The sequence below is a fragment of the Frankia sp. Allo2 genome, from assembly GCF_000733325.1.
GTDB lineage: Bacteria > Actinomycetota > Actinomycetes > Frankiales > Frankiaceae > Frankia > Frankia casuarinae.
Window position 1 is genome coordinate 85764 of the sequence record NZ_JPHT01000013.1, and the last position, 23507, is coordinate 109270.

General features: G+C 70.1%; 17 protein-coding genes. 8 read left to right on the plus strand and 9 right to left on the minus strand.

Going from position 1 to position 23507, the window contains the following annotated elements; translation table 11 throughout:
• Positions 1–65: 65 nt before the first annotated feature.
• On the minus strand, positions 66–1268 hold the full coding sequence (locus ALLO2_RS11480; protein ID WP_035731892.1) for a PLP-dependent aminotransferase family protein: 1203 nt from the start codon (positions 1266–1268) through the stop codon (positions 66–68).
• 747 nt (positions 1269–2015) lie between these two features.
• Here ALLO2_RS11480 and ALLO2_RS11485 point away from each other — a divergent pair.
• The gene (locus tag ALLO2_RS11485) at positions 2016–3083 is read left to right on the plus strand and encodes a CoA ester lyase (protein ID WP_011437192.1); all 1068 of its coding nucleotides are present in this window, start codon (positions 2016–2018) and stop codon (positions 3081–3083) included.
• Positions 3080–4021, plus strand: coding sequence for a CoA ester lyase (locus ALLO2_RS11490; protein ID WP_011437191.1), 942 nt, complete (start codon positions 3080–3082; stop codon positions 4019–4021). The genes ALLO2_RS11485 and ALLO2_RS11490 overlap by 4 nt, the downstream gene beginning before the upstream one ends.
• A gap of 173 nt (positions 4022–4194) precedes the next feature.
• Here ALLO2_RS11490 and ALLO2_RS11495 read toward each other — a convergent pair whose 3' ends face one another.
• Both ALLO2_RS11495 and ALLO2_RS11500 read right to left on the minus strand, forming a co-directional pair.
• On the minus strand, positions 4195–5481 hold the full coding sequence (locus tag ALLO2_RS11495) for an MFS transporter (RefSeq protein ID WP_035731895.1): 1287 nt from the start codon (positions 5479–5481) through the stop codon (positions 4195–4197).
• A gap of 170 nt (positions 5482–5651) precedes the next feature.
• Positions 5652–6797, minus strand: a complete 1146-nt coding sequence (locus ALLO2_RS11500; protein WP_035731897.1) for a CdaR family transcriptional regulator — start codon at positions 6795–6797, stop codon at positions 5652–5654.
• A gap of 239 nt (positions 6798–7036) precedes the next feature.
• Between ALLO2_RS11500 and ALLO2_RS11505 the strand changes: the two genes are divergently transcribed.
• From ALLO2_RS11505 to ALLO2_RS11525, 4 genes are all read left to right on the plus strand, one after another.
• The gene (locus ALLO2_RS11505; RefSeq protein ID WP_011437188.1) at positions 7037–7525 is read left to right on the plus strand and encodes a 2,4'-dihydroxyacetophenone dioxygenase family protein; all 489 of its coding nucleotides are present in this window, start codon (positions 7037–7039) and stop codon (positions 7523–7525) included.
• A gap of 244 nt (positions 7526–7769) precedes the next feature.
• Positions 7770–8810 carry an AraC family transcriptional regulator gene (locus ALLO2_RS23300; RefSeq protein ID WP_023840753.1) on the plus strand — a complete coding sequence of 347 codons (1041 nt, stop codon included), beginning with the start codon at positions 7770–7772 and terminating at the stop codon, positions 8808–8810.
• A gap of 777 nt (positions 8811–9587) precedes the next feature.
• The gene (locus ALLO2_RS11520; RefSeq protein ID WP_011437185.1) at positions 9588–10466 is read left to right on the plus strand and encodes an undecaprenyl-diphosphate phosphatase; all 879 of its coding nucleotides are present in this window, start codon (positions 9588–9590) and stop codon (positions 10464–10466) included.
• 205 nt (positions 10467–10671) lie between these two features.
• A complete protein-coding gene (locus ALLO2_RS11525) occupies positions 10672–13383 on the plus strand; it encodes an HAD-IC family P-type ATPase (RefSeq protein WP_051875103.1) in 2712 nt (903 codons plus the stop codon).
• Positions 13384–13405: 22 nt separating this feature from the next.
• Here the strand turns inward: ALLO2_RS11525 and ALLO2_RS11530 are convergent, their stop codons facing one another.
• The 4 genes from ALLO2_RS11530 to ALLO2_RS11545 all read right to left on the minus strand — a co-directional run bounded on the left by ALLO2_RS11530 (position 13406) and on the right by ALLO2_RS11545 (position 18240).
• Positions 13406–15754, minus strand: a complete 2349-nt coding sequence (locus ALLO2_RS11530; protein WP_369808147.1) for a cytochrome c oxidase assembly protein — start codon at positions 15752–15754, stop codon at positions 13406–13408.
• A 4-nt stretch (positions 15755–15758) separates the two neighbouring features.
• Entirely contained in the window at positions 15759–16556 is a 798-nt protein-coding gene (locus ALLO2_RS11535) for a copper resistance CopC family protein (protein WP_232235040.1), read from the minus strand.
• 167 nt (positions 16557–16723) lie between these two features.
• Entirely contained in the window at positions 16724–17782 is a 1059-nt protein-coding gene (locus ALLO2_RS11540) for a hypothetical protein (protein ID WP_011437181.1), read from the minus strand.
• Between the two features lie 50 nt (positions 17783–17832).
• A complete protein-coding gene (locus ALLO2_RS11545; RefSeq protein WP_011437180.1) occupies positions 17833–18240 on the minus strand; it encodes a transcriptional regulator in 408 nt (135 codons plus the stop codon).
• Positions 18241–18491: 251 nt separating this feature from the next.
• On the opposite strand from ALLO2_RS11545, the gene ALLO2_RS11550 reads away from it, so the two are divergent.
• Both ALLO2_RS11550 and ALLO2_RS11555 read left to right on the plus strand, forming a co-directional pair.
• The gene (locus ALLO2_RS11550) at positions 18492–19439 is read left to right on the plus strand and encodes an NAD-dependent protein deacetylase (protein WP_035731906.1); all 948 of its coding nucleotides are present in this window, start codon (positions 18492–18494) and stop codon (positions 19437–19439) included.
• Positions 19440–19441: 2 nt separating this feature from the next.
• On the plus strand, positions 19442–20155 hold the full coding sequence (locus ALLO2_RS11555; RefSeq protein ID WP_011437178.1) for a GNAT family N-acetyltransferase: 714 nt from the start codon (positions 19442–19444) through the stop codon (positions 20153–20155).
• Here the strand turns inward: ALLO2_RS11555 and ALLO2_RS11560 are convergent.
• On the minus strand, positions 20142–22784 hold the full coding sequence (locus ALLO2_RS11560) for an AAA family ATPase (protein ID WP_035731909.1): 2643 nt from the start codon (positions 22782–22784) through the stop codon (positions 20142–20144). The genes ALLO2_RS11555 and ALLO2_RS11560 overlap by 14 nt on opposite strands.
• On the minus strand, positions 22781–23179 hold the full coding sequence (locus ALLO2_RS11565; protein ID WP_011437176.1) for a chaperone modulator CbpM: 399 nt from the start codon (positions 23177–23179) through the stop codon (positions 22781–22783). The genes ALLO2_RS11560 and ALLO2_RS11565 overlap by 4 nt, the downstream gene beginning before the upstream one ends.
• Between the last annotated feature and the right edge of the window lie 328 nt (positions 23180–23507).

Below are 23507 nucleotides of genomic sequence, written 5' to 3' on the forward strand. Positions count from 1 at the left end.
CGCCGTTTCGTCGATCTCCGCCGGCTCGTGTCGGGCCGGCACCGGCACCCGGTCAGGGATGACGGTCATACTCCGAACGCCCGTGCCAGCCGCGTCAACCCCTTCGTGATCTCCACCGGCGGGNGCGNGGNGAAGGACAGGCGCAGCGTCGCGGGGNCCGGCGGCCCCGCGAAAAAANGAGCACCGGGAACGTAGGCCACGTCGTGCTCCACCACGCCGGGCAGCAGGGCGGTGGCGTCGTGACCATCGGGGAGGCGGGCCCAGACGAACATGCCGCCCTCGGGCCGGTTCCAGCTGCTCCCGGGCGGCAGCGCCCAGGCGAGCCCGTCGAGGAGCGCGTCGCGGCGTTCGCGGTAGGCGGCGCACATCCGAGCAATGTGCAGGTCGGGGTCGGCGTCGGCCAGATACCGGGCGGCGGCGGCCTGATCGACCGTGGAGGTGTGCAGGTCCGCGGCCTGCTTGGCGATCACGCAGGCCCGCCGCAGCATGGCCGGGGCCCGCAGCCAGCCCAGTCGCATCCCTGGGGCTATGATCTTGGAGAAGCTGCCGAGCAGGACGGTGCGGTCGGCGGCGTCGGCGAACGACGCGATCCACGGCTCCCGCGTGCCCTGGAAGCGCAGCTCACCGTAGGGGTCGTCCTCGACGATCCACAGGCCCTGCTCCGCGGCCACCCGGGCGACGGCCGCGCGGCGCGCCGCGGACAGCGTCCGACCGGTGGGGTTCTGGAAGGTCGGCACCAGGTAGAGCAGTCTGGGACGCTCGCGGGCCACCGTCTCCGCCAACCGGTCGGGGAGGATCCCGTGCTCGTCGGTGGGGACGGGCACCACCCGGGCACCCGCGAGGCCGAGGCACTGCAGGGCAGCCAGATAGGTCGGATCCTCCACGAGGACCGCGTCACCCGGCTCCACGAGCGTCGCCGACAGCAGCGTCAGGGCCTGCTGCGAGCCCGTCGTGATCAGCAGGTCGTCCGCTCGGGTGGGCAGGCCGCGGCGCGCCAGGCGTTCCGCGACCGTCTGGCGCAGGTCCGGGTCGCCCTCCGTGGCGGAGTACTGCAGCACGCGCCGCGGCTCCTCGGTGAGCACCCGGTCGTAGGCGCGCCGGATTCCGTCGGCGTCGAAGAGCTCGGGAGCGGGTAGACCGCCGGCGAAGGAGATCACCTCCGGGTGGGCGGTCAGCGCGAGGATCTCCCGCACTGGCGAGGTGCGCACGGCGCCGGCTCGGGCGGCGAGACCGGGCACCGCAGCGGCGGGTGGAGCGGCGTTGGTCATGGCGGCTCCTCGAACTCCTTCTCCGGGTTCTCCCCGACGTACACGACCACTCGCCGCCAACCGCCGGGACGGCCGTACAGCGGCGTTCCAGCCTGTGGACTGTGCTTCCCGCATCCTGGACTTTCTGGCGATCATAGCCATCGGCGCCGGTTTACGTGGCCGCCCGCGACTCCGAGCAGGCCGAGCAGCACGTTCACCAGGAATATCGAGTCCCACCAGAAGTGGTCGAGCAGGACACCGGCGAGGACGGGCCGCCGGCCAGCCCGGCACCCGCGGACGACGAGAACAGCGCGAACGCCGACGCCCGGGCCGGACCGGGGATGGCAGAGGTCATCATGCCCCTTCGTATCGGGCGCAGACGATGTCTCCGATCGGGCTGGTTGAGGGGAGGCTGGTTGAGGGGGCTGCTCGTGAACAGGCACCGAACGCCGACGGTGTGGGTAAGACGTCCGCACGGAGAAAGCCAGACTGCGGACCTGGACGGAATGGCGACGGGGAATTCTCCTGTCGCAGTGGTTTATGCGGAACTCATGGAACAGAAATAGAGCGCCCGGATCGCAGAGAATGCCTGCCGACTGGACCATGACCTCGACGGTCGCGATCGGGCGGGAGATGATCAGGGGAGCGTGTCGGACATCAAACTGATACAGTCCGGCGGAGTCGGGCGTCGTCGACGCTGAGTGTCGCGCTGGTCGCCGGGAGCCGGTCACCCGGCACCGGCCAGGGTTCCTTCCCGGGAGATTTCACATGCGCAGCGCCAAGGATTTCTTCGCTCCCCTCGCCGTGGGGGCGCCACCCCCGCCTCGCGAGATCCCGTGGCGGCCGTCCCGGATGATTCACTTCTTCGACCCGAGCAACGAGAAGATGGCGGCGAAGCTGCCGCAGATCATCCCCCGGGTCGACGTGCTGCTCGGGAACCTCGAGGACGGGGTCCGAGCGGACAACAAGATCGTTGCCAGGGAGAACCTGATAAAGATCGTCGACGGCGCGGACTTCGGTGAGACGCAGTTCTGGATCCGCCTGAACAGCCTCGACTCACCCTGGGGGCTCGACGACCTGCTCACGCTCGTGCCCGCCATCGGCGAGAATCTCGACGTGGTGATGGTGCCCAAGGTCCAGGGGGCGGAGGACATCCACTATGTGGACCGCCTCCTCGCCCAGTTGGAGGCGAAGGCCGGCCTGTCCCGGCCGGTGCTTGTCCACGCGATTCTGGAGACCGCGCGAGGGGTCGCGAACGTCGAGGAGATCTGCGCGGCAAGTCCCCGCATGCAGGGTCTGTCCCTCGGCCCGGCGGACCTGGCGGCGGACCGGCGGATGAAGACAACCCGTGTCGGCGGTGGGCACCCCGGCTACCTGGTACGCCAGGATCCGCGGCCGGACGACCCGGCGGCTGTCCGAGCCACGTTCCAGCAGGATCCCTGGCACTACACGCTCGCCCGGATGGTAGACGCCTGCGCGGCGAACGGGATCATGCCGTACTACGGGCCGTTCGGTGACATCGCCGACGTCCTCGCCTGCGAGGACCAGTTCCGCAACGCGTTCCTGCTCGGGTGTGTCGGGGCGTGGTCACTGCATCCCGTTCAGATCGACATCGCGAAGAAGGTCTTCAGCCCCGAGCCCGCGGATGTCGAGTGGGCAAAGCGCGTCGTCGCGGCCATGGGCGACGGAACGGGTGCCGTGATGGTGGACGGTACGATGCAGGACGACGCCTCGGTGAAGCAGTGCCGGGTCATCCTCACTCTCGCCACTCGCCTCGCCGCCCGGGACGCGCAGCTCGCGGCGGCCTACGGACTACCCGCGCCGGAGGCACGATGACCGGCACCGCGGCCGCGGGTTCCCCGGGTTCCCCGTCCGCGGGCCGCCCACCCGCCGCGTACCGTCCGCGGCGTTCCGTCCTCTACATGCCCGGGGCCAACGAGCGCGCCATGGAGAAGGCCAGGAATCTGCCGGCCGACGCGCTCATCCTGGACCTCGAGGACGCGGTGGCGCCCGTCGCCAAGGAGCGCGCCCGGGAGCAGGTCTGCGCGGCGGTGGCCGATGCCGCCTACGGCCACCGGGAGGTCACGGTTCGCGTCAACGCCCGCGGCAGCTCCTGGCATGCCGACGACCTGCGCGCCGCGGGACGGGTGGGCCCGGACGCCGTCGTGGTGCCGAAGGTCGAGTCGCCGTCGGACGTCCACGCGATCGAAAAAGGGCTCGAAGCGGCCGGCGCGCCGGACCGCACCATGATATGGGCGATGGTGGAGACACCTGGTGCCATCCTGCGCGCCCAGGAGATCGCCCAGGCGTCGCCGCGGCTCACCGTCCTCGTGATGGGCACCAACGACCTGGCCAACGAGCTGCGTGCCGAATTCGTGCCCGGCCGCGCCCCGCTGCTGACCGGCCTGGGGCTGTGTCTGCTGGCCGCGCGCGCGAGTGGAACCGTGATCCTCGACGGTGTCTACAACGACATCCGCGACGCCGACGGCTTCGCGGCGGAATGCCGCCAGGGCCGCGAGATGGGCTTCGACGGTAAGACGCTTATCCACCCCAACCAGATCGAGACGTGTAACCGCACGTTCTCACCCACTGAGGCCCAGGTCGCGCAGGCCGCGGAGATCGTGCGGGTCTGGGAGGAGGCGCTACGCGAGGGCCGCGGAGTGGCGACCGTCGACGGCCGGCTGATCGAGAACCTGCACGTCGACAACGCGCGCCGGATTCTCGCCGTCAGCGCGGCCATCGCGGGTCTGGCCGACGGCCAGGCGGCCTCCTGACGGTGACCGTTCTGGCGGTGACCGTTCTGGCCGCTTCGACGGCTGTAGGGATGCGACAGCCCCTCCACCGCGGTGGAAGCCACCGCGGTGGAAGCCACCACCGTTCCCTGCCAGCGTGATCCGGACGCTCGGACGCTCGGACGCTCGGACTCGCGGGCGATGTCTCCTGTCGGTCAGTGCAGGGGCCGGTGCGCGGTCTCGGGGAGCCGGCTGAAGACCACGGTGCTGACCAGGGCGACGGCGGTGACGTACCAGCCGAAGGAGGCGGCGTGGCCGATGTCCACGAGGTAGGTGGCGACGTAGGGGCCGGTGCCGCCGAAGAGGGCGACGGAGAGCGCATAGGGGAACCCGATACCGGAGCTGCGCAGGCGCGCCGGGAACAGCTCGGCGACCACCGCGCTCGAGATGCACGACCAGCAGGCGAGGAACACCAGCCCCATGATCTGAACCAGGAGCAGTCTGGTGGTCGAGCCGTCCAGTAGGGCCAGCATCGGAACCGTGCCGACCACGAAGAAGGTGCCGAAGATGAGCAGCATCGGCCGCCTGCCGACGCGGTCCGAGATCGCTCCGAAGACCGGCTGCAGGGCGAGGAAGATGGTCAGCGCGACGACACCGGAGAGCAGGCCGTGCTTGAGGTTGGAGCCCACCGTGATGTTCGCGTACGTCGGCAGATAGGCGGTCCATACATAGAACACCAGGGCCGGGGCCGCGGTCAGCCCGAACACCTGGAGGGATTCCCTGGGGTGCCGGCGGAGGAACTCGAACATGTCGGCACGACGGGCACCGGCCGGCTCGTCCGCCGTCTGGGTGAGGGTCTCCTTGGCGTGCGTCCGGATCCACATGCCGACCATGGCCGCGACCGAGCCGAGCAGGAAGGGGATCCTCCAGCCCCAGCTGGTCATGTTCTGCGAGTCCAGCGTGCTGGCGAGTAAGGCGCTGATCCCGATCGCCGCCAGGTTGGCCGAGGTCGCACTGATGTAGAAGAAGCTCGAGTACAGTCCCCGACGGCCAGCCGGCGCGGACTCGATGAGAAACGCGCTTCCCGCGGCATACTCGCCCCCCGCGGAGGCACCCTGGATCAGCCGGGCCAGCAGGAGCAGTGCCGGGGCGGCGACCCCGACCTGCTTGTAGGTGGGGGCAAGCCCGATGATGAGACTGCCCAGGCCCATGCCCATAATCGTGGTGCTGAGCGTCCTGCGGCGGCCGATCCGGTCGGCGAGAATCCCGAGGATCNGCGCTCCGACCGGGNGGGCGAAGAATCCGACGGCGAAGATCGCTAAGGTCGACATCAGCGGCACCAGGCTGCCTCCCGGGCTGGCCGGGAAGAACTGCGTGGAGAAGTACACCGCAAGCATCGAGTAGATGTACCAGTCGAACCATTCGACGGCGTTGCCGACGGAGGCGGCCAGGAGCTGCCGATAGTGGTTGGTCCGCTCCCGGAGGCCGGTTGTTGCTGTCATCGAAGCGGTCATGGGTTGCTCCCCTGTTGGGCGGGGCCGAGACCACCAGCTCGGAACGTCGAGCTCTGATGGGCCCGGTAACGGGTACGAATTTCCAACAGGATGTGGCGTGCGACACATCGAAGGCTACGGGCGGGATGCCAACGCGGCGCCCTTCGCTTCGTACGCGGCTACGAAACCGGCGGGGCTGCCGTCTCCGCATGGAAGGCCCAGGACAGTTCCACCAGGGTGTCGGTGTCGTCCAGGGACCGCCCGGTCAGCTCCTCGAACCGGGCTAGTCGGTAGCGCAGCGTGTTGACGTGTACATGCAGCGCCTCGGCGGTCCGCGGGATGTTACGGCCATTGGCCAGGTAGCAGCGGAGCGACTCGACGACTTCCTCCCCGAACGCACCGGTGTCCCGGAGCGGCTGGAGGTAGCGGGCCCGCATCAGTGCGGTCACGTCCGCCGCACGCGGCACGGCCACCCGCCAGCCGAGGCTCTCGAGGGTGTGCACGCCCTCGTCGTGGCGCAGTCGGGCCGCGGCCAATACGTCGTTGGCCACCGAGAAGGACGCCGCGACCCGGCCCAGCGGCCCCTCGGGCCCGGCGGCGACCAGCAGCCCCGGGACCGCGGGTGGCGGCCCCGACACGATCCCCACGAGCCGGCCTTGGGAGGGCACCAGGAGCAGGACCATGTTGCTGCGCCGGCACCCCTGGTTGATCAGGTTGAGGGCCTGGTCCAGCTCCGCTTCCGACAGGGTGGCAGTGCACACCGCCCGCAGGCGTGTGTCGCGCCGCACGTGGTAGCGGATGCACCCCTGCTCAATCTGCGTCGGAGACAGGGTGCCGGCGAGCAGCCCGGCGAGCCATTCGTCCCTGCGCCTTCGGTCCGCCACCGCATGCGACAGGCCGTACTCACGGTAGGCGCTCGCCGCACGAGCGGAGAACACGTCACTCAGCTTCCACAGCAGCGAGGTGAGAGTGAGCGACTCGGGGTGGTCGACCCCGAACTCCTGGGCGCGATCCACCAGCCGGTCCTGGATACTCGCTATGCAGATGCGGAAGCCGCCCATGATGTCCTCGATCGGCACGCCCTGCCGGAGCCGTTCCAGCGTTGTGCGCTCGGCCTGCCAGATCTCCGAGCTCGGCGGCACGACGCCCGCCCGCAGGGTGCGGCACGCCAGCACGACGTTGCGGTGGATGCTCGTCACCAGCGCCTCGGTCGGGACCACCTCATAGGCCGGGATCTCGCGCCGGACACGCTTGATCGTGGGATCCACCAGTCCCTCGTCGTGTTCCAGCGCAGCGGTGAGTTCTCGCACACGGTCGTCGGACATCCGCATCATCAGGGGATTATCCTGCCCGGCGGTGTCATCGGCACCCCGGTCCGCGCCCCAATGGCGCGCGTGGCACCCGCGCTTGTCGCGTATGTTCAGGGATCTGTCACCGCTGTTCTATCTCGGATCTTTTGGTGGGTCCAGAATCAAACCCTACCGCTCGCCTAGCCGGCTGTTCCCCGCCGGATCCAGACGATTCCGAAGGCAGGGATCGACGACAGCCACCCGAGGAGATGCAGATGACGACACTGGTCAATCCCCTCCAACATTTCGCTCCAACGTACACGGGAGTCGATGATCTTCCCTGGGTTCCGTTCACGCCTTACACGAACGAGGTGGAATTAAAGATCCTTCATGTGGATCTGATCAAGAGCGAGACGCAAATGCTTCTGCGGGCGCCGGGGGGAGCTTCGCTGGGTGTGCACGACCATTATGGCCGCGTGCTTGTCTACACCGTTCGAGGGAAATGGCGGTACGCGGAGCACGCCTGGGTGTCGGGGCCGGGTGACTTCGTGTACGAGGTCGCCAACAGCAGGCACACGTTCATTGTGGAGCCTGACGAGGGCATCGAGGTGTTCATCTCGGTTGAAGGAGCTATTGCTTTCCTCGGCCCAAGCGACGAGATCATAGGCATCGAGCAGGCCCATACGTTCGCCGAACGATACAACGAGTACTGCAGGAAGCACGGGATCATACCGGTTGACCTGACCAGCTTCGCCCTCTCGTAGCCAGTCGGTTGGTGGGGCCGGTGATCACGCTGGTCCCACCAGTAAGCCTTGCGAGTCCCACCGGCCACCCTGGCCACCCTGGTGAGCCTTGTGCGACCCTCGCCTTCGACGAGTCGCCAGCCGGTCGCTATTCGTACACCACGAGCGTGGATTCCGCTATCGCGACTTACCTGGGCTTCCCCCACGTCTTCCCACTGCTTATGCTTGCGGGCGCGGCGGCCCAGGTTCCCGGTAGGAGGCCATCATGCGAATCTACGAGACGTACGACCTCGTCGATGTACCCCATCGCGACCGTCCTGGACGCTGGGAGGAGATCCTGGGCAGCGCGGTGACGCCATTCCACACTGATGTTCCTCCAGGGCGATTACCCTACCGTGCCTCGATTGAGCGTCGCTGGTTCGATGACATCGCGCTGCTGGATATCGCATGTGATCCGTGCAGGGGTGAACGTAGTCGAAATCTGATCAGCCGGACCAGCGAGGACAATATCGCGATATTCTTCGCTACCGCTGGGACTGAACGGCTTGCCATCGAGGACAAGAAGATTGTTGTCACTCCAGGAAGCTTCGTCATCTGGAACAGCATGCAAAAGGTGCGGTTCGAAGTTGTCGAGCACTTCCGCAAAATTACCCTGGTAATCCCGAGAGTGGCGCTGGAAGAGGTCTTGGAGAGCCCGTGGTTGGAAGCCGACCTCGTGGTGGATGTGAACGCTCCCGCGATTAGGTTGTTGCGCAGCTATGTCGCATCACTTGCCGGCCTCCCGCACGAGGTTCCCGCCCCCACCATAACGGCGGCCCGCAACGCGGCATTGGAGCTGGTGGCCGCGGCGGTGCGCCCCGAGGCCACGTTCACGAGTGCGATCACTGGGGAAGCGCTGCGGCTCGCAGTGGAACGCTGGATAGCTCGAAACCTTGGCCACCGCGACGTCAGCGCCGCCGCGGCGGCCGCTGCGCAGTGTGTGTCTGTCCGCACGCTGCAGCGCAGCTTCGCCGCGACAGGAAACAGCTACAGCGCCGTCGTCCGCTCCCAGCGACTCGCACGAGCCCGCCGGGACCTGATCGAGGGATCATGCTCCATTCAGGCGATCGCCAGCCGTTGGGGTTTTGCGGACACGAGTCACTTCTGTCGAGAATTCAAACGGCTGTATGGTGCGACGCCGACTTGTTACCGTGATTCGGTCGCCTTACCGTTCGCCCACGTGGGAGATCCCGATTTTCGGGACAATCCGGACGGTGGTACGCAGCCCTCCAGAACCGCGTCCCGGACCTCCAGGCCGCATGACTGATCGTGTCGTCCGTCCGGCCGGCACTGGTCCCGGATGTCCAGGACGGGCCGGACCGGCGGCGGGGCAGGTCGGGTCGGATCAGGTCGGGTTGGGTCGGTTTGGATCAGGTCGGGTTGGGTCGGATCAGGCGGGGCGAGCGGCCGGTTGGCCCAGCCAGCGTCGCACCAGACCGGTCAGAAGCAGGATCACGGCCGTTCCGACCACTTCAATGATCACATTCGCGAGCAGGTGACTCATCGTGTAACCTCCCAGGCGTACCGTGTCGCTCCCCGACCCTGGTCGGGGCGCGCCAGACCGCCACGAGGCGGGCGGTCTGTACTTCCGGGTGACACGGTGCGGGTCGCAGATGAACAGAAAGTGAGCGATTCCGTTCGGTTGTATGGCCAGAGCGTGAACCCGCTCNTTTGTCGCGGTCCGTGACTGTCCGACGAACCGCCAGGTCAGCCCATGTGGGGGCCTGCTGCGGGGTGGACTCGGCCCGATCCGGCCGAACCCCGATCGGACCAGGTCGATCGGACCAGGTCGATCGGACCAGGTCGGAGGATCGGAGAAGGCGGGGACGCCGTCACCCAGCATCCGCCCGCATTTCACCCTTCGCTACGGTGAAGCCGTGGTCGGGTATGCGTGGATGACGCGAACAGGCCGGGCGCGGAGCCGGCAGACCAATCGTCGTTCGGCGTGGCCTCCGGACCCGGCGGCCTCGCCGGACGGGCTGAACGGACCGGATGGACCGGATGAACCGGACTCGTCTGGCTCGTGGGCCAGGTCGGCGCGTCGATGAACTTCTTCGAGGGAACGGTCCTCGGTCTCGTTCAGGGGCTCACCGAGTTTCTCCCGGTCTCGTCCAGCGCCCACCTGCGCATCGCTGCCGCGCTCGCCGGCTGGGAGGACCCGGGCGCCGCGTTCACCGCCGTGACCCAGATCGGCACCGAGACCGCCGTGCTGATCTACTTCCGCAGGGACATCGCCCGCATCGTGGCGGCGTGGGCGCGCTCGCTCACCCGCCGGGAGATGCGTAAGGACCCCGACGCCCGGACGGGCTGGCTGGTCATCCTCGGCACCCTTCCGATCGGCCTGCTCGGGGTGACGCTGCAGGACGCCATCGAGGGTCCGTTCCGCGACCTGCGGCTGATTGCCACGACGCTGATCGTGCTCGGCCTGATCCTGGGCGGCGCGGACTGGTACGCCTCGAAGGGGCGGCCGCAGGGTCGTCATTCGCCGCTCCGCCCGCGCAAGGTGCTTGAGGACTTGTCGGTGCGTGACGGGCTCCTCTATGGTCTCGCTCAGTCTGCCGCGCTGATCCCCGGCGTCTCCCGGTCCGGTGCGACGATCAGCGGGGGCCTGCTTCTCGGCTATACTCGCGAGGCTGCGGCCCGGTACTCCTTCCTGCTGGCGATGCCGGCGGTGCTGGCGTCCGGGGTCTTCGAGCTGCGTTCCATCGGTGGGAAGGATGCCGACGTCGCCTGGGGCCCGACGATCCTCGCCACATTCGTGGCGTTCGTCACCGGCTACGCCGCGATCGCATGGTTCCTGCGGTACATCTCGACGCGCAGTTTCGCGCCCTTCGTGCTGTATCGCGTGGGGCTGGGGCTGCTGCTGTTCTCCCTGCTGGTCGGGGGTGCCCTCAGCCCCGACGCCGGTGCCCCCCCGGGCTGAACGGGCGGGGAGCCCCCAGGCGCGACCCACGCGCCTACGGCCGTCAACTACGGTGAGGGTCGGCGGTCCGCGTGTGCAGACGGTGGAGGCATCTACGGGACATATCCAAACGAGTCCGAGACCCGCCCGAGGTCGGTCGGGAAACCGATAACGATTCCGCTGCCAAGCCTCCGGCAGCGGCCGCGACGGAGCGTGGAGGGACACCATGGTTCGGCGAGGGGCCGCGGGAGCGCGGCTGTCTCCGGGACGGCTCGACGACCGGAACCCGGCGCCTCCCAGCGATTCCGCGTCCGCCGCCGGGGCCGGGTCCGGACCCATCGCGATCGGTCGATCCGCCGCTGGGTTGACCGCCGCCGAGGTCGCCGAACGCCTCGCGGACGGCCGCGTCAACGACGTGCCGGTCCGCTCCAGTCGCTCGCTGCGCGACATCATCCGTGCGAACGTCCTCACCCGGATCAACGCGATCATCGGTGTTCTACTGGTCTTCGTCGCCATCGTCGGTCCATTCCAGGACGCCCTGTTCGGCGGCGTGATCATCGTGAACACCCTGGTCGGCCTGTTCCAGGAGCTGCGGGCGAAGCGCACCCTGGACCGGCTCGCCGTGGTGGGGGAGTCCCGGCCCGTCGTGCGGCGTGACGGTGTCACCCGCGAGCTCCCCGCCGCCGAGATCGTGCTGGACGACGTGATTGAGCTCGGCGCCGGCGACAAGATTCCCGTCGATGGTCTGGTCCTGACGGCCGATCACCTGGAGGTCGACGAGTCGCTGCTCACCGGCGAGGCGGATCCGGTGCACAAGCAGCCCGGTGACATCGTCATGTCGGGCAGCTTCGTCGTCGCGGGGTCGGGGGCGTTCCGGGCGACCCGGGTTGGCCGCGAAGCCTACGCGGCCCGGCTCGCCGAGGAGGCGAGCCGGTTCACCCTGGTGCGCTCCGAGCTGCGGGGCGGCATCAGCACCATTCTGAGGGTCGTCACCTGGATGATTATTCCGGCCGGCATCGCGCTGATCGTCAGCCAGGTGGTCGTTAACGACGACGACCTGCCCGAGGCCATCCGCCGGATGGTCGCCGGACTCGTGCCGATGGTGCCGGAGGGCTTGGTGTTGCTTACGTCGGTCGCCTTCGCGGTCGGCGTGGTACGGCTGGGCCGGCGGCAGTGCCTGGTGCAGGAACTGCCCGCGATCGAGGGGCTGGCCCGCGTCGACGTCGTCTGTCTGGACAAGACCGGCACCCTCACCGAGGCTGCGATGGACGTCGTGGAGCTGCGGATCGTCGAGCCGGGCACCGGCGCCGCCGTTGGGGCAGGCGTGGCCGCAGCGCCGGGCACCCTCGTGCCGAGCGTGCTCGGCGCCCTCGGCGCGGCCGACAGCCGGCCGAATCCGAGCATGCAGGCGATCATCGATGCCTATCCCGCCCCGCCGGGCTGGCAGGTGCGGGCGGACGCGCCGTTCTCCTCGGCGCGCAAGTGGAGCGGCGCGACCCTCGCCGCCGTGGGCGGGACCGAGGGCACCTGGCTGCTCGGCGCGCCCGACGTGCTGCTGGCGGCCGGTGACCGGGTGCTCGCCACCGTGGACGAGTACGGGGCGCAGGGCCTGCGGGTGCTGCTGCTCGCCCGGTTCGGCGCGTCGCTGGCGGACGCGCTGGCGGACCCGGCGACGGTGCCGGCCGGCGTCGTCCCGGTGGCGCTCGTGGTCATCGCCCAGCGGCTGCGGGCGGATGCCCCGGATACCCTGCGGTACTTCGCCGAGCAGAACGTCGCCGCCAAGATTCTCTCGGGGGACAACGCGCTGTCGGTCGGCGCGGTCGCCCGCACGCTGGGGCTGCCCGGCGCCGACGATCCCGTTGACGCCCGCACGCTGCCGACCGACCGGGCCGCGCTCGCCGACGCCCTGGAGAGCCACTCGATCTTCGGGCGGGTCAGCCCGCAGCAGAAGCGGGAGATGGTCGCGGCGTTGCAGTCGCGGGGGCACATNGTCGCGATGACCGGCGACGGCGTCAACGACGTCCTGGCGCTCAAGGACGCCGACATCGGCGTGTCGATGGGATCCGGCAGTCAGGCGACCCGCGCGGTCGCCCAGATCGTGCTGCTGAATAACAGCTTCGCGACGTTGCCGTCTGTGGTCTCCGAGGGACGGAGGGTCATCGGCAACATCGAACGGGTCGCGAACCTGTTTCTGACCAAGACCGTCTACTCGGTCCTGCTCGCGATCGTGGTTGTGATCACGCAGGTGCCGTACCCGTTCCTCCCTCGGCATCTCACGCTTGTCGGGTCGCTGACGATCGGCATCCCGTCGTTCTTCCTGGCGCTGGCACCGAACACCGAGCGGGCGCAGCCGGACTTCGTCGGTCGGGTGCTGCGCTTCGCCCTTCCCACCGGGTTGCTCGCCGCCGCGGCGACGATGACGTCCTACCTGCTGGCCCGGTCGCATTTCTATGGTCATGACCTGGAGGCCGAAACCTCGATGGCGACGCTGACGCTGTTCGGAGTCGCGCTGTGGGCACTGGCGATCGTCGCCCGTCCGTACACCTGGTGGCGCATCGCGCTCGTGCTGACCATGGCGGTCGCGTTCGCGCTGGTCCTGGCTATCCCCTCCGGCCAGGAGTTCTTCCAGCTCTCCCTGGTGGGGACGACCGGGCCGTGGACGGCGGTCGGCATCGCCGTGGCGGCGGCGGTCCTGCTCGAACTCGTGTGGGTGATCACCCGCCGTCAACTGACGGCGGTGGCCGCGCGGGTGGACCTGGAAACGGCGCGCCGCCCGTCGGTTCCGCAGAGCAACGTGCGGACCCTGCCCGCGGTGCGTGCCGAGGGTGCGCCTGCCGACGGCCCGCGGTCCGCGGCGGTCGTCCGTCCGGGGGCGGTCGTCCGTCCGGGCGGGAGGGCCGCGGCATCCGGTCCCGACGGCCCGCGGCCGACGCCGTAGCCGGGGTTTCTCCCCGGCCTGCTTATCCGGAGGTTTCGGCCTCAGCGTTGGTCTCGTCTCCGGGGGTGGGCGAGGTCGTGCGTGAGGTGGTGGCTGTCGAGGTGGTGGTGGCTGTCGAGGTGGTGGTGGCCGCGGACGGCGTGCGCCGGGCTGGGCCGGCGGCGAGCTGGGCGAGGTAGGCGTTGTACGCGTCGAGTTCGGCGTCGACGTCACCAGCGGCGGCGATGCGCCGCTCCCGGGTCCGCGCCTGCCGCTCGTCCAGCCGGGACCACTGGATGGCCAGCACGATCAGCACGACGAAGGTGGGAATCTCGCCGAACGACCAGGCGATGCCCCCGGCGGTCCGCTGGTCGCTGAGCGGTGAGACGCCCCAGGGCCGGACCAGGCGGTCGTACCAGCCCGAGCCGAGCAGGGCCGACGTGCTCATGATGGTCAGGCCGAGGAAGGCGTGGAACGGGACGACCGCCAGCAGCATCAGGACGCGGCCGGGATGCGGCAGCCGGCGGGGGAGCGGGTCGGTCCCGATCAGCAGCTCGAAGAACAGCACGCCGACCGCCAGGAAGTGCACGTTCATGTACAGGTGGCCGAGATGGTTGTGCATGAGAGTCGACAGCAGCGAGCTGAGGTAGAGCACGTAGAGGCTGCCGGCAAAGTTCGCCGTCACGAGCAGCGGATGGGTCAGGATGCGTACCGGCCAGGACCGCAGCGTCCTCAGCAGCCATTCGCGTGGTCCGGTGCGGTGCGGAGCCGTCGCGGGCCGCATCGCCCGCAGCGCCAGAGTCACCGGCGCGCCGAGCACCAGCGGGAGCGGGGCCAGCATGCTGAGCAGCATGTGCTGGCTCATGTGCACGCTGAGCAGGACCGGCCCGTACAGCCCGAGTCCGCTTGATGTGGCGACCACGACGACGAGCAAGCCGGCGAGCCAGGCAATGGTGCGCCCAAGCGGCCAGTGGGCGCCGCGTGCCCGTAGCCGGCGTAGGCCGGCGAGGTAGAGCAGGGCGGCGGTGACCGCGCCGGCGAGGAAGACCCAGTCGATGTGCCAGTCGGTGGCGAGCCGCGCGGCGGTGACCGGTGGGGGCATCGGGTATCCGAGCAGCGTCTGGGTCGGATCGTCGGGAACGAGTGCGTCGTTCACCGGCGGCGCCGTGCGTGACAGTCCGACGGCCAACCCGACCGTGGCCGTGAGAACGGTGAGCTCCACGCCGGCGATGCGCAGGAAACGAGCGACCGCGGTAGTCCTGTCGGTGCCGGTCTGGTCGGTGGTGCCGGTCTGGTCGGTGGTGCCGGTCTGGTCGGTGGGCGTCGTCACCGTGAGCCCGGCGACGACCCGGCGGCGCACCAGACCACCGAGCGTGACGGCGGCCAGCAGGCCCGCGGCCTTGAGCAGGACCAGCAGGCCGTAGCGGGTGTCCCACAACGGGGTGAAGCCGCCGAGCCGCAGGGCCGCACCGGCGATCCCGCTGATTGCCGTGACGGCCGCCGCCCCGGCCGCGAACCGGCTGTACCGGCGCAGCGCCGGGCCGAACAAGCTCGCCGGCAGCCGCACCGCGGTGAGCAGGCCGAGTAGACCACCCACCCATGCCGTGGCCGCCAATACGTGCACGCCGAGGGCCACCACGGCGATCGCATGATCGCCGGACGTAGCGGCGTGGCCAACCAGGATCGGCGGCACGATGCCGGCGACCGCGACAGCGAGCAGGGCCCCGGTCGCGGTCGTCGTCGTGACTGTACGGCCGATCACCGCGATGACGGCAGCCAGGGCCGCCACGACGAGTAGCGCCCGGCCCTGGGAGGTGGTGGAGACGAAGGAGCGCAGCGAGGAGACATCCAGGACGTCGCCGGCCGGGCGCGCGGAGATCTCGGACAGGGTGAACAGCAGCTCCACGAGGGTGGCCNGCATCCACAGAGCCGCGGCGTTCGCCGCGTACCGGCCGCACCGCCGGGCCGTGGGCGACAGGATGCCCACCCGGGACCCGTTGCCGGCCGCACCGTGTTTCGCCGGAAGAAGGACGGCGGCCGTGAGAAGCCACCCGATCGTCCCCACGGCGGCGATCCTGCCGACCAGATGGGCGAACGGCAGTGCCCAGTAGGTGAGCGTGCCGGACGAAGGCAGACCGGGCAGCCGCAGGGGGCCTGGCCCGAAACCGACGACCAGGGCCAGTGCCACGCATCCGGCCGCGACGGCGACGGGCGCCATCCGTCCGACCGCCGCCGTCCGTCCGCCAGCCGAGGGGGAGCGGCTGGCGGGGATGGTCCTGGTGAGAGCGGCGGCATGCGGAGGAGCGGCCGGAGCCGTGGGCGTGGTGGGGTCTGCGGGCGTGGTGGGGTTGTTCGTTATGGCGGGGTTTTTCCTGGCGGCGGGGGTGTCCATGGGGTCAGCGCGCTCCGGAGTGACGTCGCCGCAGGGCGAACAAGGTACCGCCACCGAGCGTGAGGATACCGGCGATCACGACAGGGAGTATCCAGCCACCGCCACCGCCACCGCCACTGCTCCCGCCCCCGCCGTCCGCGGGTCCCGTATCGGCCGTGACGGCCGTGACGGCCGTGACGGCCGCGGACGGGGCCGGCGCGGCACCCGTGGTCGGACTCGCGGTGGCTGCCGGGGTCGGCGTCGTGGTGACCGGAGACGGGGGCGGGGATCCCTCCTGGCCCGCGGACGCCGTGCTGCCGGCAACGGTGAAGGCGAACTCGCCGCCGACCGGATGACCGTCCTCGGACACGACCCGATAGGCCACCGTGTAGCGACCGTCGCGGAGAGCGGTGAGGCCCTGGTGGACGGTGCCGCCCTCGACGCGGGTGGCACCGGCGGTCACGCCGGCGCCGTCGGCCGCCGTGACGGCGACGTTCGTGTAGCGCGGGGACACCGGCTCGTTGAATGTCAGGATGATCTCATGTGGCGGGGCGGTGAGAGTGCTGTCCGCCACCGGGGNGGNGGNGACCAGACGTGAATGCGCCGATGCGGGGGTGGCCAGTCCGAGCAGGAGCGCCGGGACGAGCGCCGCTGCGAGGCCAAGCGTCACAACCAGGCTGATCGCAGCGGCAAGGCTGGTGGGCCCCGTGCCGCCCGTACCACCGGTGGCGTGGGCGGCACCGGTGAGGTCGGCGAACCGGGTGCCGCCCCTCCCCGGGACTGCCGTGCGCCGTCTCTCAGTCGGCCTCGCCTCTGGTCGCACCCAGCAGATTCTACGCGCCGTAGAAACGTGGCCACCGCGTCCGATCCAAGATAATCAACAATGTTGACGTCCTCCCGCGACGCGTATGTTCCGCTCACTGTTTTCGCTGCCGTTGCTGCTGACGACCGGCCTCGGCTCATCGGCCGAGGCCGGTGGCGGGCCGGCGGTCAGCTGCCGCTGTCGTGGTCCACCGGAGCCGGCCGTGGATGATCGGGAAGGACGATCGGCGCGACGAGCACGGTGTCATGGCCGTCCGCGGTGGTCACGAGCGCGGGCCAGAGGCCGTCGTTGACGCAGTTCTTCGCGAATTCGCTGGCCCGGGCCGGGGGAGAGGCCAGGGACACGAATCGGCCCTCGGTCGTCGCGAGGAGCAGGTGCGCGCCGATCAGGGAGTGCCGCATTGCCTGTTCCCGGTGCCGCCGGCGGCGCGCCTCAAGGGAGACGTGATCCATCGCTTCCTCGGCCGGAAGATGCCAGCCCGAGGTGTTCACCAGTTCCGCCCGGAGCCGGACCAGGCGATGTGCTCCGGTCTCCCCGGTCTGATGTGCCCAGGTCTGCAGTCCGGCGTTCAACCGCAGCTCTCCCTGCACGGCCCAGCTGTCCCAGGTGATGCGGGTCGGTTCCGCCTCGCCGTGGCCGCTCACGGTCTCCACCCGCCGACCGGAGGGGGCGCTGAACCGGACGGTGTGGGGTGGTCCGAGTCCCGCCGAGACGCCACCGCTCGCCGGACCGGCCAGCTCCCATGGATTTGGCCGTGGCGCGCTCAGGCGGGGCAGCCAGTTCCGCCGCGGCCCCGCGGCGGTCGGTACCGCGCTGCCGGGAGGCGCCGCCAACAGGTCCGTGACCGTCACCACATCGTCGACCTGGCGCGGGACGAACTCGTCCCAGCCGCGGGGCTCGGCATCTCCCGCAGGCCGGCCGCCTGGTGGAAAGCGGCCCCCGTCCCCGGGGCCACGATCCACGAAACGGACCGTCATCTGCAGGTAGCGCACCCGGACTCGCAGCGTGACGTCGGGGATGGCGGCGGGGCCGCACTCCAGGAGACACTCCGCGTGGGCGTGCGAACGCTCCTCCGGGTGGGCGAGGGCATAGCACGGTGGGGTCAGCACCCCGATCCGCCGGTCCGAGCCGCGTGTGATGGCGCGGTCGGGACGGATGGGCTCCTCGCGGTAGATCTCGGCGTCCGCGATCGCCGCGGTCTGGTTGAACGGCGAACGAACCGTCATTGCATCCCCCTGCCCTGGATGGGTCTGGCCCGGACGGACGAACGGATGAGCTAGAGAACGGCGATCGCCTCCCCGGCGTGAACCAGCACGGCATCACCGGGATGGGCGTCAACCAGGGCGATGCCCACCTCCTCCGTTCCGGCGGGAGTGCGGACGACGGCGAGGGCTCCGGGCAAGAGGCGGATGACCTCCGCCTCGATGGTCTCCTCCGACCGGGCGATGCGCCCGGCCGCCTCACATACCGGCGCGGCCGGACCGGGATGGACCGAGGCCAGCTCAGCCTCCATCGCGGCCGGTCGGCCCGCGCTCGTGCCGGCGGCCATGCCGACGGTTTTGACGGTGGTCCTGGTCGTGGTCGACGCGGTTGACCTGCCATGAGCGACTGAGCCGGAGGGGTGGCGCCGGGCGTCCCCCGACTCGGCGTGCCTGGTGCCGACCTGTGCGTTCTCGCCGTCCATCGTCGTAACCATCCTCGGGAAGGCTGGCTTCGCCGCAACCGTACGACTCAGAGCCTGATCACACCACCCGGCTACGACGACTACACGACGTATCGATGCCGGTGTCCGAAACATCAACCTGCCGGGACGTCTTCCCCCGGCTTCATCCCCGGACGGGCAGGCTTCATCCCCGGACGGGCAGGCTTCATCCCCGGACGGGCAGGGAGTGGTGGCGCCGAACGGGCATCCGGGGCACGGGTAGATCGGGCAGCATGGACGGTGTGAGGGACGGTGCGCGACAGCAGGCGGCGGGTGGCGGGGGCGAGGCGTTCGACCGGCTCTGCTCGCTGGTCGCGGCCGGCGGGGTCGCGGTGGTGACCGGTGCGGGGATCTCCACCGACTCCGGTATTCCGGACTATCGGGGTCCGAACGGGGCACTGCGCCGTCACACCCCGATGACGTACCAGGAGTTCACCGATGATCCCGCGGCCCGGCACCGCTACTGGGCCCGCAGCCATGCAGGGTGGCGGCGGGTGGCCCGGGCGGAGCCGAACCCGGGCCACCGGGCACTGGCCCGGTTGGAGCAGGACGGCCTGGTGACCGGCGTCGTGACGCAGAACGTTGACGGCCTGCACCAGCGCGCCGGCTCACGGCGCGTCATCGATTTGCACGGTAGGCTGTCGCGCGTGCTGTGTCGCGGCTGCGGCGACGTGAGCCCTCGCCTCGAGCTCGACCAGCGTCTGCGNGCGGTCAATCCCGGATTCCATGTCGGCGCCGCGCAGACCAACCCGGACGGCGATGTCACGCTCCCCGACGACATGGTCGCCGCCTTCGTCATGGTGGGCTGCCGCCGGTGTGGCGGTGACGAGCTGGAACCGGACGTGGNGTTCTTCGGTGCGACCGTGCCGCGGCCGCGTGTCGCGGAGGCGCTCCGGCTGGTCGAGGGGGCCAGGGCGCTGCTGATCCTCGGGTCGTCGCTGACGGTGATGTCCGGCTACCGGTTCGTGCTCCGTGCGGCGGAGCTCGACATCCCGGTCGCGATCGTCAACCAGGGTCCGACTCGGGGGGACAGCCGCGCGGCCGTCCGAGTCGACGCGCCTCTGGGCCTGCTGCTTCCCCGTCTCGCCGCCGCCGTGACGCCCCCGTCCGCCCGNTCTCCCGTCCCGTTACCCGCTATGCGCTCGCTCGCATTCCCGGGGGACTACCCCCGGGAGCTGTGAGGATGGGGAGGATGCGATCGGTTTCCCATGCCTACCCGGGCGACCTCACGTTCCGCCGTGCGACCGAGGCCGACGTCGCGGCGATCGTTGAGCTCGTCGAGTCCGCGTACCGGGGGGAGTCCAGTCGCGCGGGGTGGACCACCGAGGCCGACCTGCTCGCCGGGCGGCGCACCGACGCCGCCGCGGTCGGCGCGGCACTGGCGGCGCTGGACAGCGTGGTGCTGCTCGCGCAGGACCCGGACGGAGCCCTCCTCGGCTGCTGCCACGTGGAACGACGGGTCGAGCCACCGGCCCGGTCGGAGCACGCGGCGACCGAGGTGACCGATGCGACCGAGGTGACCCGGTCGGGGTATGCCACCCACGGGCAGGCTGACGCGGAGCGGTGTGGCCCGGATGTATCACCGTTGATCGGGTCCTACTTCGGCATGTTCGCGGTAAGCCCGACCCGCCAGGGCAACGGGCTCGGCGACACTCTGCTGCGGCTCGCCGAACGGCACGCCGTGACGGCCTGCTCCGCGGCCTGGACGGACCTGCTGGTCATCGCCCAACGGGCCGAGCTGATCGCCTGGTATCAGCGGCGCGGATACGTCCTGACCACCAGAACGAGCCCGTTCCCCTACGACGACGAACGGTTCGGCCGGCCGCTGCGACCAGATCTCTACTTCGTCGTCCTCCGCAAGAGGTTCGGCGACCGCCCGGGGTTCAGCGACCGCTGAGCGTGCCGGACCGTCCGTGCCGGACCGTCAGCGTGTCTCCGGCGAGGTCGACGACCACCGCGGAACCGTCGTCGACCTCACCGGCGATCATTTCCCGCCCGATCCGGGTCTCCACCTCGCGTTGCAGGTAGCGGCGCAGCGGGCGGGCGCCATGGACCGGGTCGTAGCCCTGACGGGCGATGAACATCCGGGCCGGCTCGGTGATGTCCAGGGTGATGCGCCGATCCGCCAATCGGGCCCGCAGGTCGTCCACCAGCAGGTCGACGATCCGCTCGATCTCGGGCAGGGTCAGCGGGGAGAACAGCACGACCTCGTCGAGCTGGTGGAGGAACTCGGGCCGGAACGCCCGGCGCAGGTCGGCCGTGATCCGAACGCGGACCTCGGGCCCGGCTGTCCCCTCGGCGTCCGGACCGCCGGTGAGCCGTTCGGACCCCACACCGGAGGTCAGGATGACGACGGTGCCACGGAAGTCGACGGTGCGTCCCCGGGCGTCGGTGAGCCGACCGTCGCTCAGGACCTGCAGCAGGATGTTGAGGACGTCGGCGTGTGCCTTCTCGATCTCGTCGAACAGCACCACCGCGTAGGGCTTGCGTCGTACCGCCTCGGTGAGCTGCCCGCCCTCGACGAGCCCGGTCTGGCCGGGTGGGGCGCCCAGCAGCCGGCCGACGCTGTGCCGCTCCTGGTACTCGCCCAGGTCGATGCGGATCAGACTGTCCTCGGAGTCGAACAGGGCCGTCGCCAGGGCCCGGGCCAACTCGGTCTTCCCGATCCCCATCGGCCCGAGGAAGAGGAATGACCCGATCGGGCGGCGCGGGTTCCCGATGCCCGCGCGGGCCCGGAGCACCGTGTCGGCGACGAGCCGCACCGCCTCGTCCTGTCCGACGACCCGGGCGCGCAGGACCTGGTCGAGGCGTCGCAGCTTCTCCCGTTCCCTCTCGAGGAGCCGGGCCACCGGGATCCCCGTCCAGCGGGAGACCAGATCGGCGATCTCATCGGCGGTCACCATCTCGCGCAGCAACCGGTGGCCGCCCCGCTGGGGGGNGAGCCGTTCGGACTCGTCGGCGAGCCGCCGGTCCAGTTCGGGCAGGCGGGTGTGGCGCAGCTCCGCCGCGGTCCCCAGGTCGTGTGCCCGTTCGGCATCCTCGGCCCGCCGCCGGGCCTGTTCGATCTCCTCCCGCAGCCCCCGGACCCGCCGAATGGCCTGGCGTTCGGCCTCCCACCGCGCGCGCATCGTGTTCGCCGCGGCCCGCACGTCGGCGAGTTCCCCACGGAGCTGGTCCAGTCGGGCGATGCTCGCCGGATCGGATTCCTGCGCGAGTGCGGCCTCCTCGATCTCCAGCCGGACCACCCTACGGGTGATCTCGTCGAGGCCGGTCGGCATCGAGTCGATGTCGGTGCGCAGCATGGCGCCCGCCTCGTCGACGAGGTCGATCGCCTTGTCCGGCAGGAAACGGTCGCTGATGTACCGATGGGACAGCACCGCCGCCGAGACCAGGGCCGCGTCGGCGATCCGAACCCCGTGGAAGATCTCCAACCGTCCTCGCAGCCCGCGCAGGATGGAGATGGTGTCCGCCACCGATGGCTCGTTGATTATGACGGTCTGGAACCGGCGTGCGAACGCGGGGTCGGACTCGATCTGCCGGCGGTACTCCTCGAGTGTCGTCGTCCCGATCAGGTGCAGGTCGCCGCGGATCAGCAGCGGCTTGAGCACGTTGCCGGCATCCGTCTTCCCTTCGGCGGCACCCGCCCCCAGGACGGCGTGCAGTTCGTCGACGAACAGCAGGATCCGCCCTTCGGATGCCGTGACCTGGGCCATGACCGCCTTGAGTCGTTCCTCGAACGCACCGCGGTGCGCCGTCCCGGCCGCCAGCGCGCCCAGGTCGAGCTGGAACACCCTCCTGTTCCGCAGGCTGTCCGGAACGTCCCCGCGGAAGATCCGGTCGGCGAGGCCCTCGACGATCGCGGTCTTGCCGACTCCGGGGTCGCCGAGCAGCACGGGATTGTTCTTCGTCCGGCGGGACAGGATCTGGATCACTCGGCGGATCTCGGCGTCCCGCCCGATCAGGGGGTCGNGGCGGCCGTTGCGGGCGTCGACGACGAGGTCGCGTCCGTACTTCTCCAGCGCGTCGTCCGTGGCCGTCGGCGAGGCGGAGATGATGCGCCGGTCTCCGCGCACCCGGGTCAGCGCGATGAGCAGCCGTTCCCGGGTCAGACCCTGCTCGTGCAGGATCCGGCCGGCCGGTGTCGTGGGTCCCTCCTCGAGCAGGGCCAGCAGCAGGTGTTCGACCGAGATGTACTCGTCGCCGAGGCGGTGTGTCTCCCGTTCGGCGGCGTCGAGGGCCCTGGACAGCCGCTGCGTCATGTACACCTCGCCCGGTCGGACCCCCGGTCGGACCCCCGGTCCGGACACCCGCGGTCTGCGCTCCAGCTCCGTCTCCACCGCACCGGTGAGGGCGGGTGGGGTACCACCCGATGCGACCATGAGGCGCGGGACCAGCCCGTCCGGCTGCTCGACAAGCGCGGCGAGCAGATGTTCCCCGTCGACCTCGGTGTGGCCGAATCGCATCGCCCTGGTCTGGGCCGCCTTCAGCGCGTCCTGGGCGCCCTCGGTCAGCTTGGTCAACTTCATCGGTACTCCTCGCCGGGGCCGTCACGGCCGGGGCCATCGCGGCCGGGGCCGTCGCGATGGCCCCGGCCGCGCTGTTCGAGCTCGTCGATGCGGTCGCGCAGGTCCAGCACGACGCCGGTGGCCGCATAGGTAATGCCGAGGTCGCGGCGCAGCCGTTCGATACGCACCGCCCGCCCGACCGCGCGGATCGGCAGCCACCACTGCCCTGCCCGGTCGACGCGCACGTCGAGCAGGCCGAGGGCGACCAACCGGCGGACGATGTCCGGACCCAGCCGGGTGAGCAGGCAGAAGGAGTCCAGTCCGAGAAGATCCAGACCGGGTTCGACGCCGCCCGGGTGGGTGATCCGGGTGACCGGGACGGTCGGGCCGGGATCGCTTCCGACTGCCCATCCCACGATTACCTCCTGCTGATGGATACCTCTTGCTGATGGGCCGATCCGGTGGTCCCCGTCCGCATGGGAGATGTGGAGGGCCGGTCCGGAGGAGCGCACCGCCCGTGCGGCGGAGACCTGGCCTGGGCGCGGGTACGGTCGAGCCAGATCATCTCCGGGTAGTGGTCCGATTACCCATGTGACCGTAGGTCGGATCCGAGGGCGTTCGCAACCAGAGGTGACGACTCAACGACGGATAGGTGTGGTCTCCGGGGATGGCCGCGCTTGCCAGGCGCCTGCGGGCACGACGTCCGATTTCCGCCAGCATGCGAGGCGGGACTCGTCGAGAGTG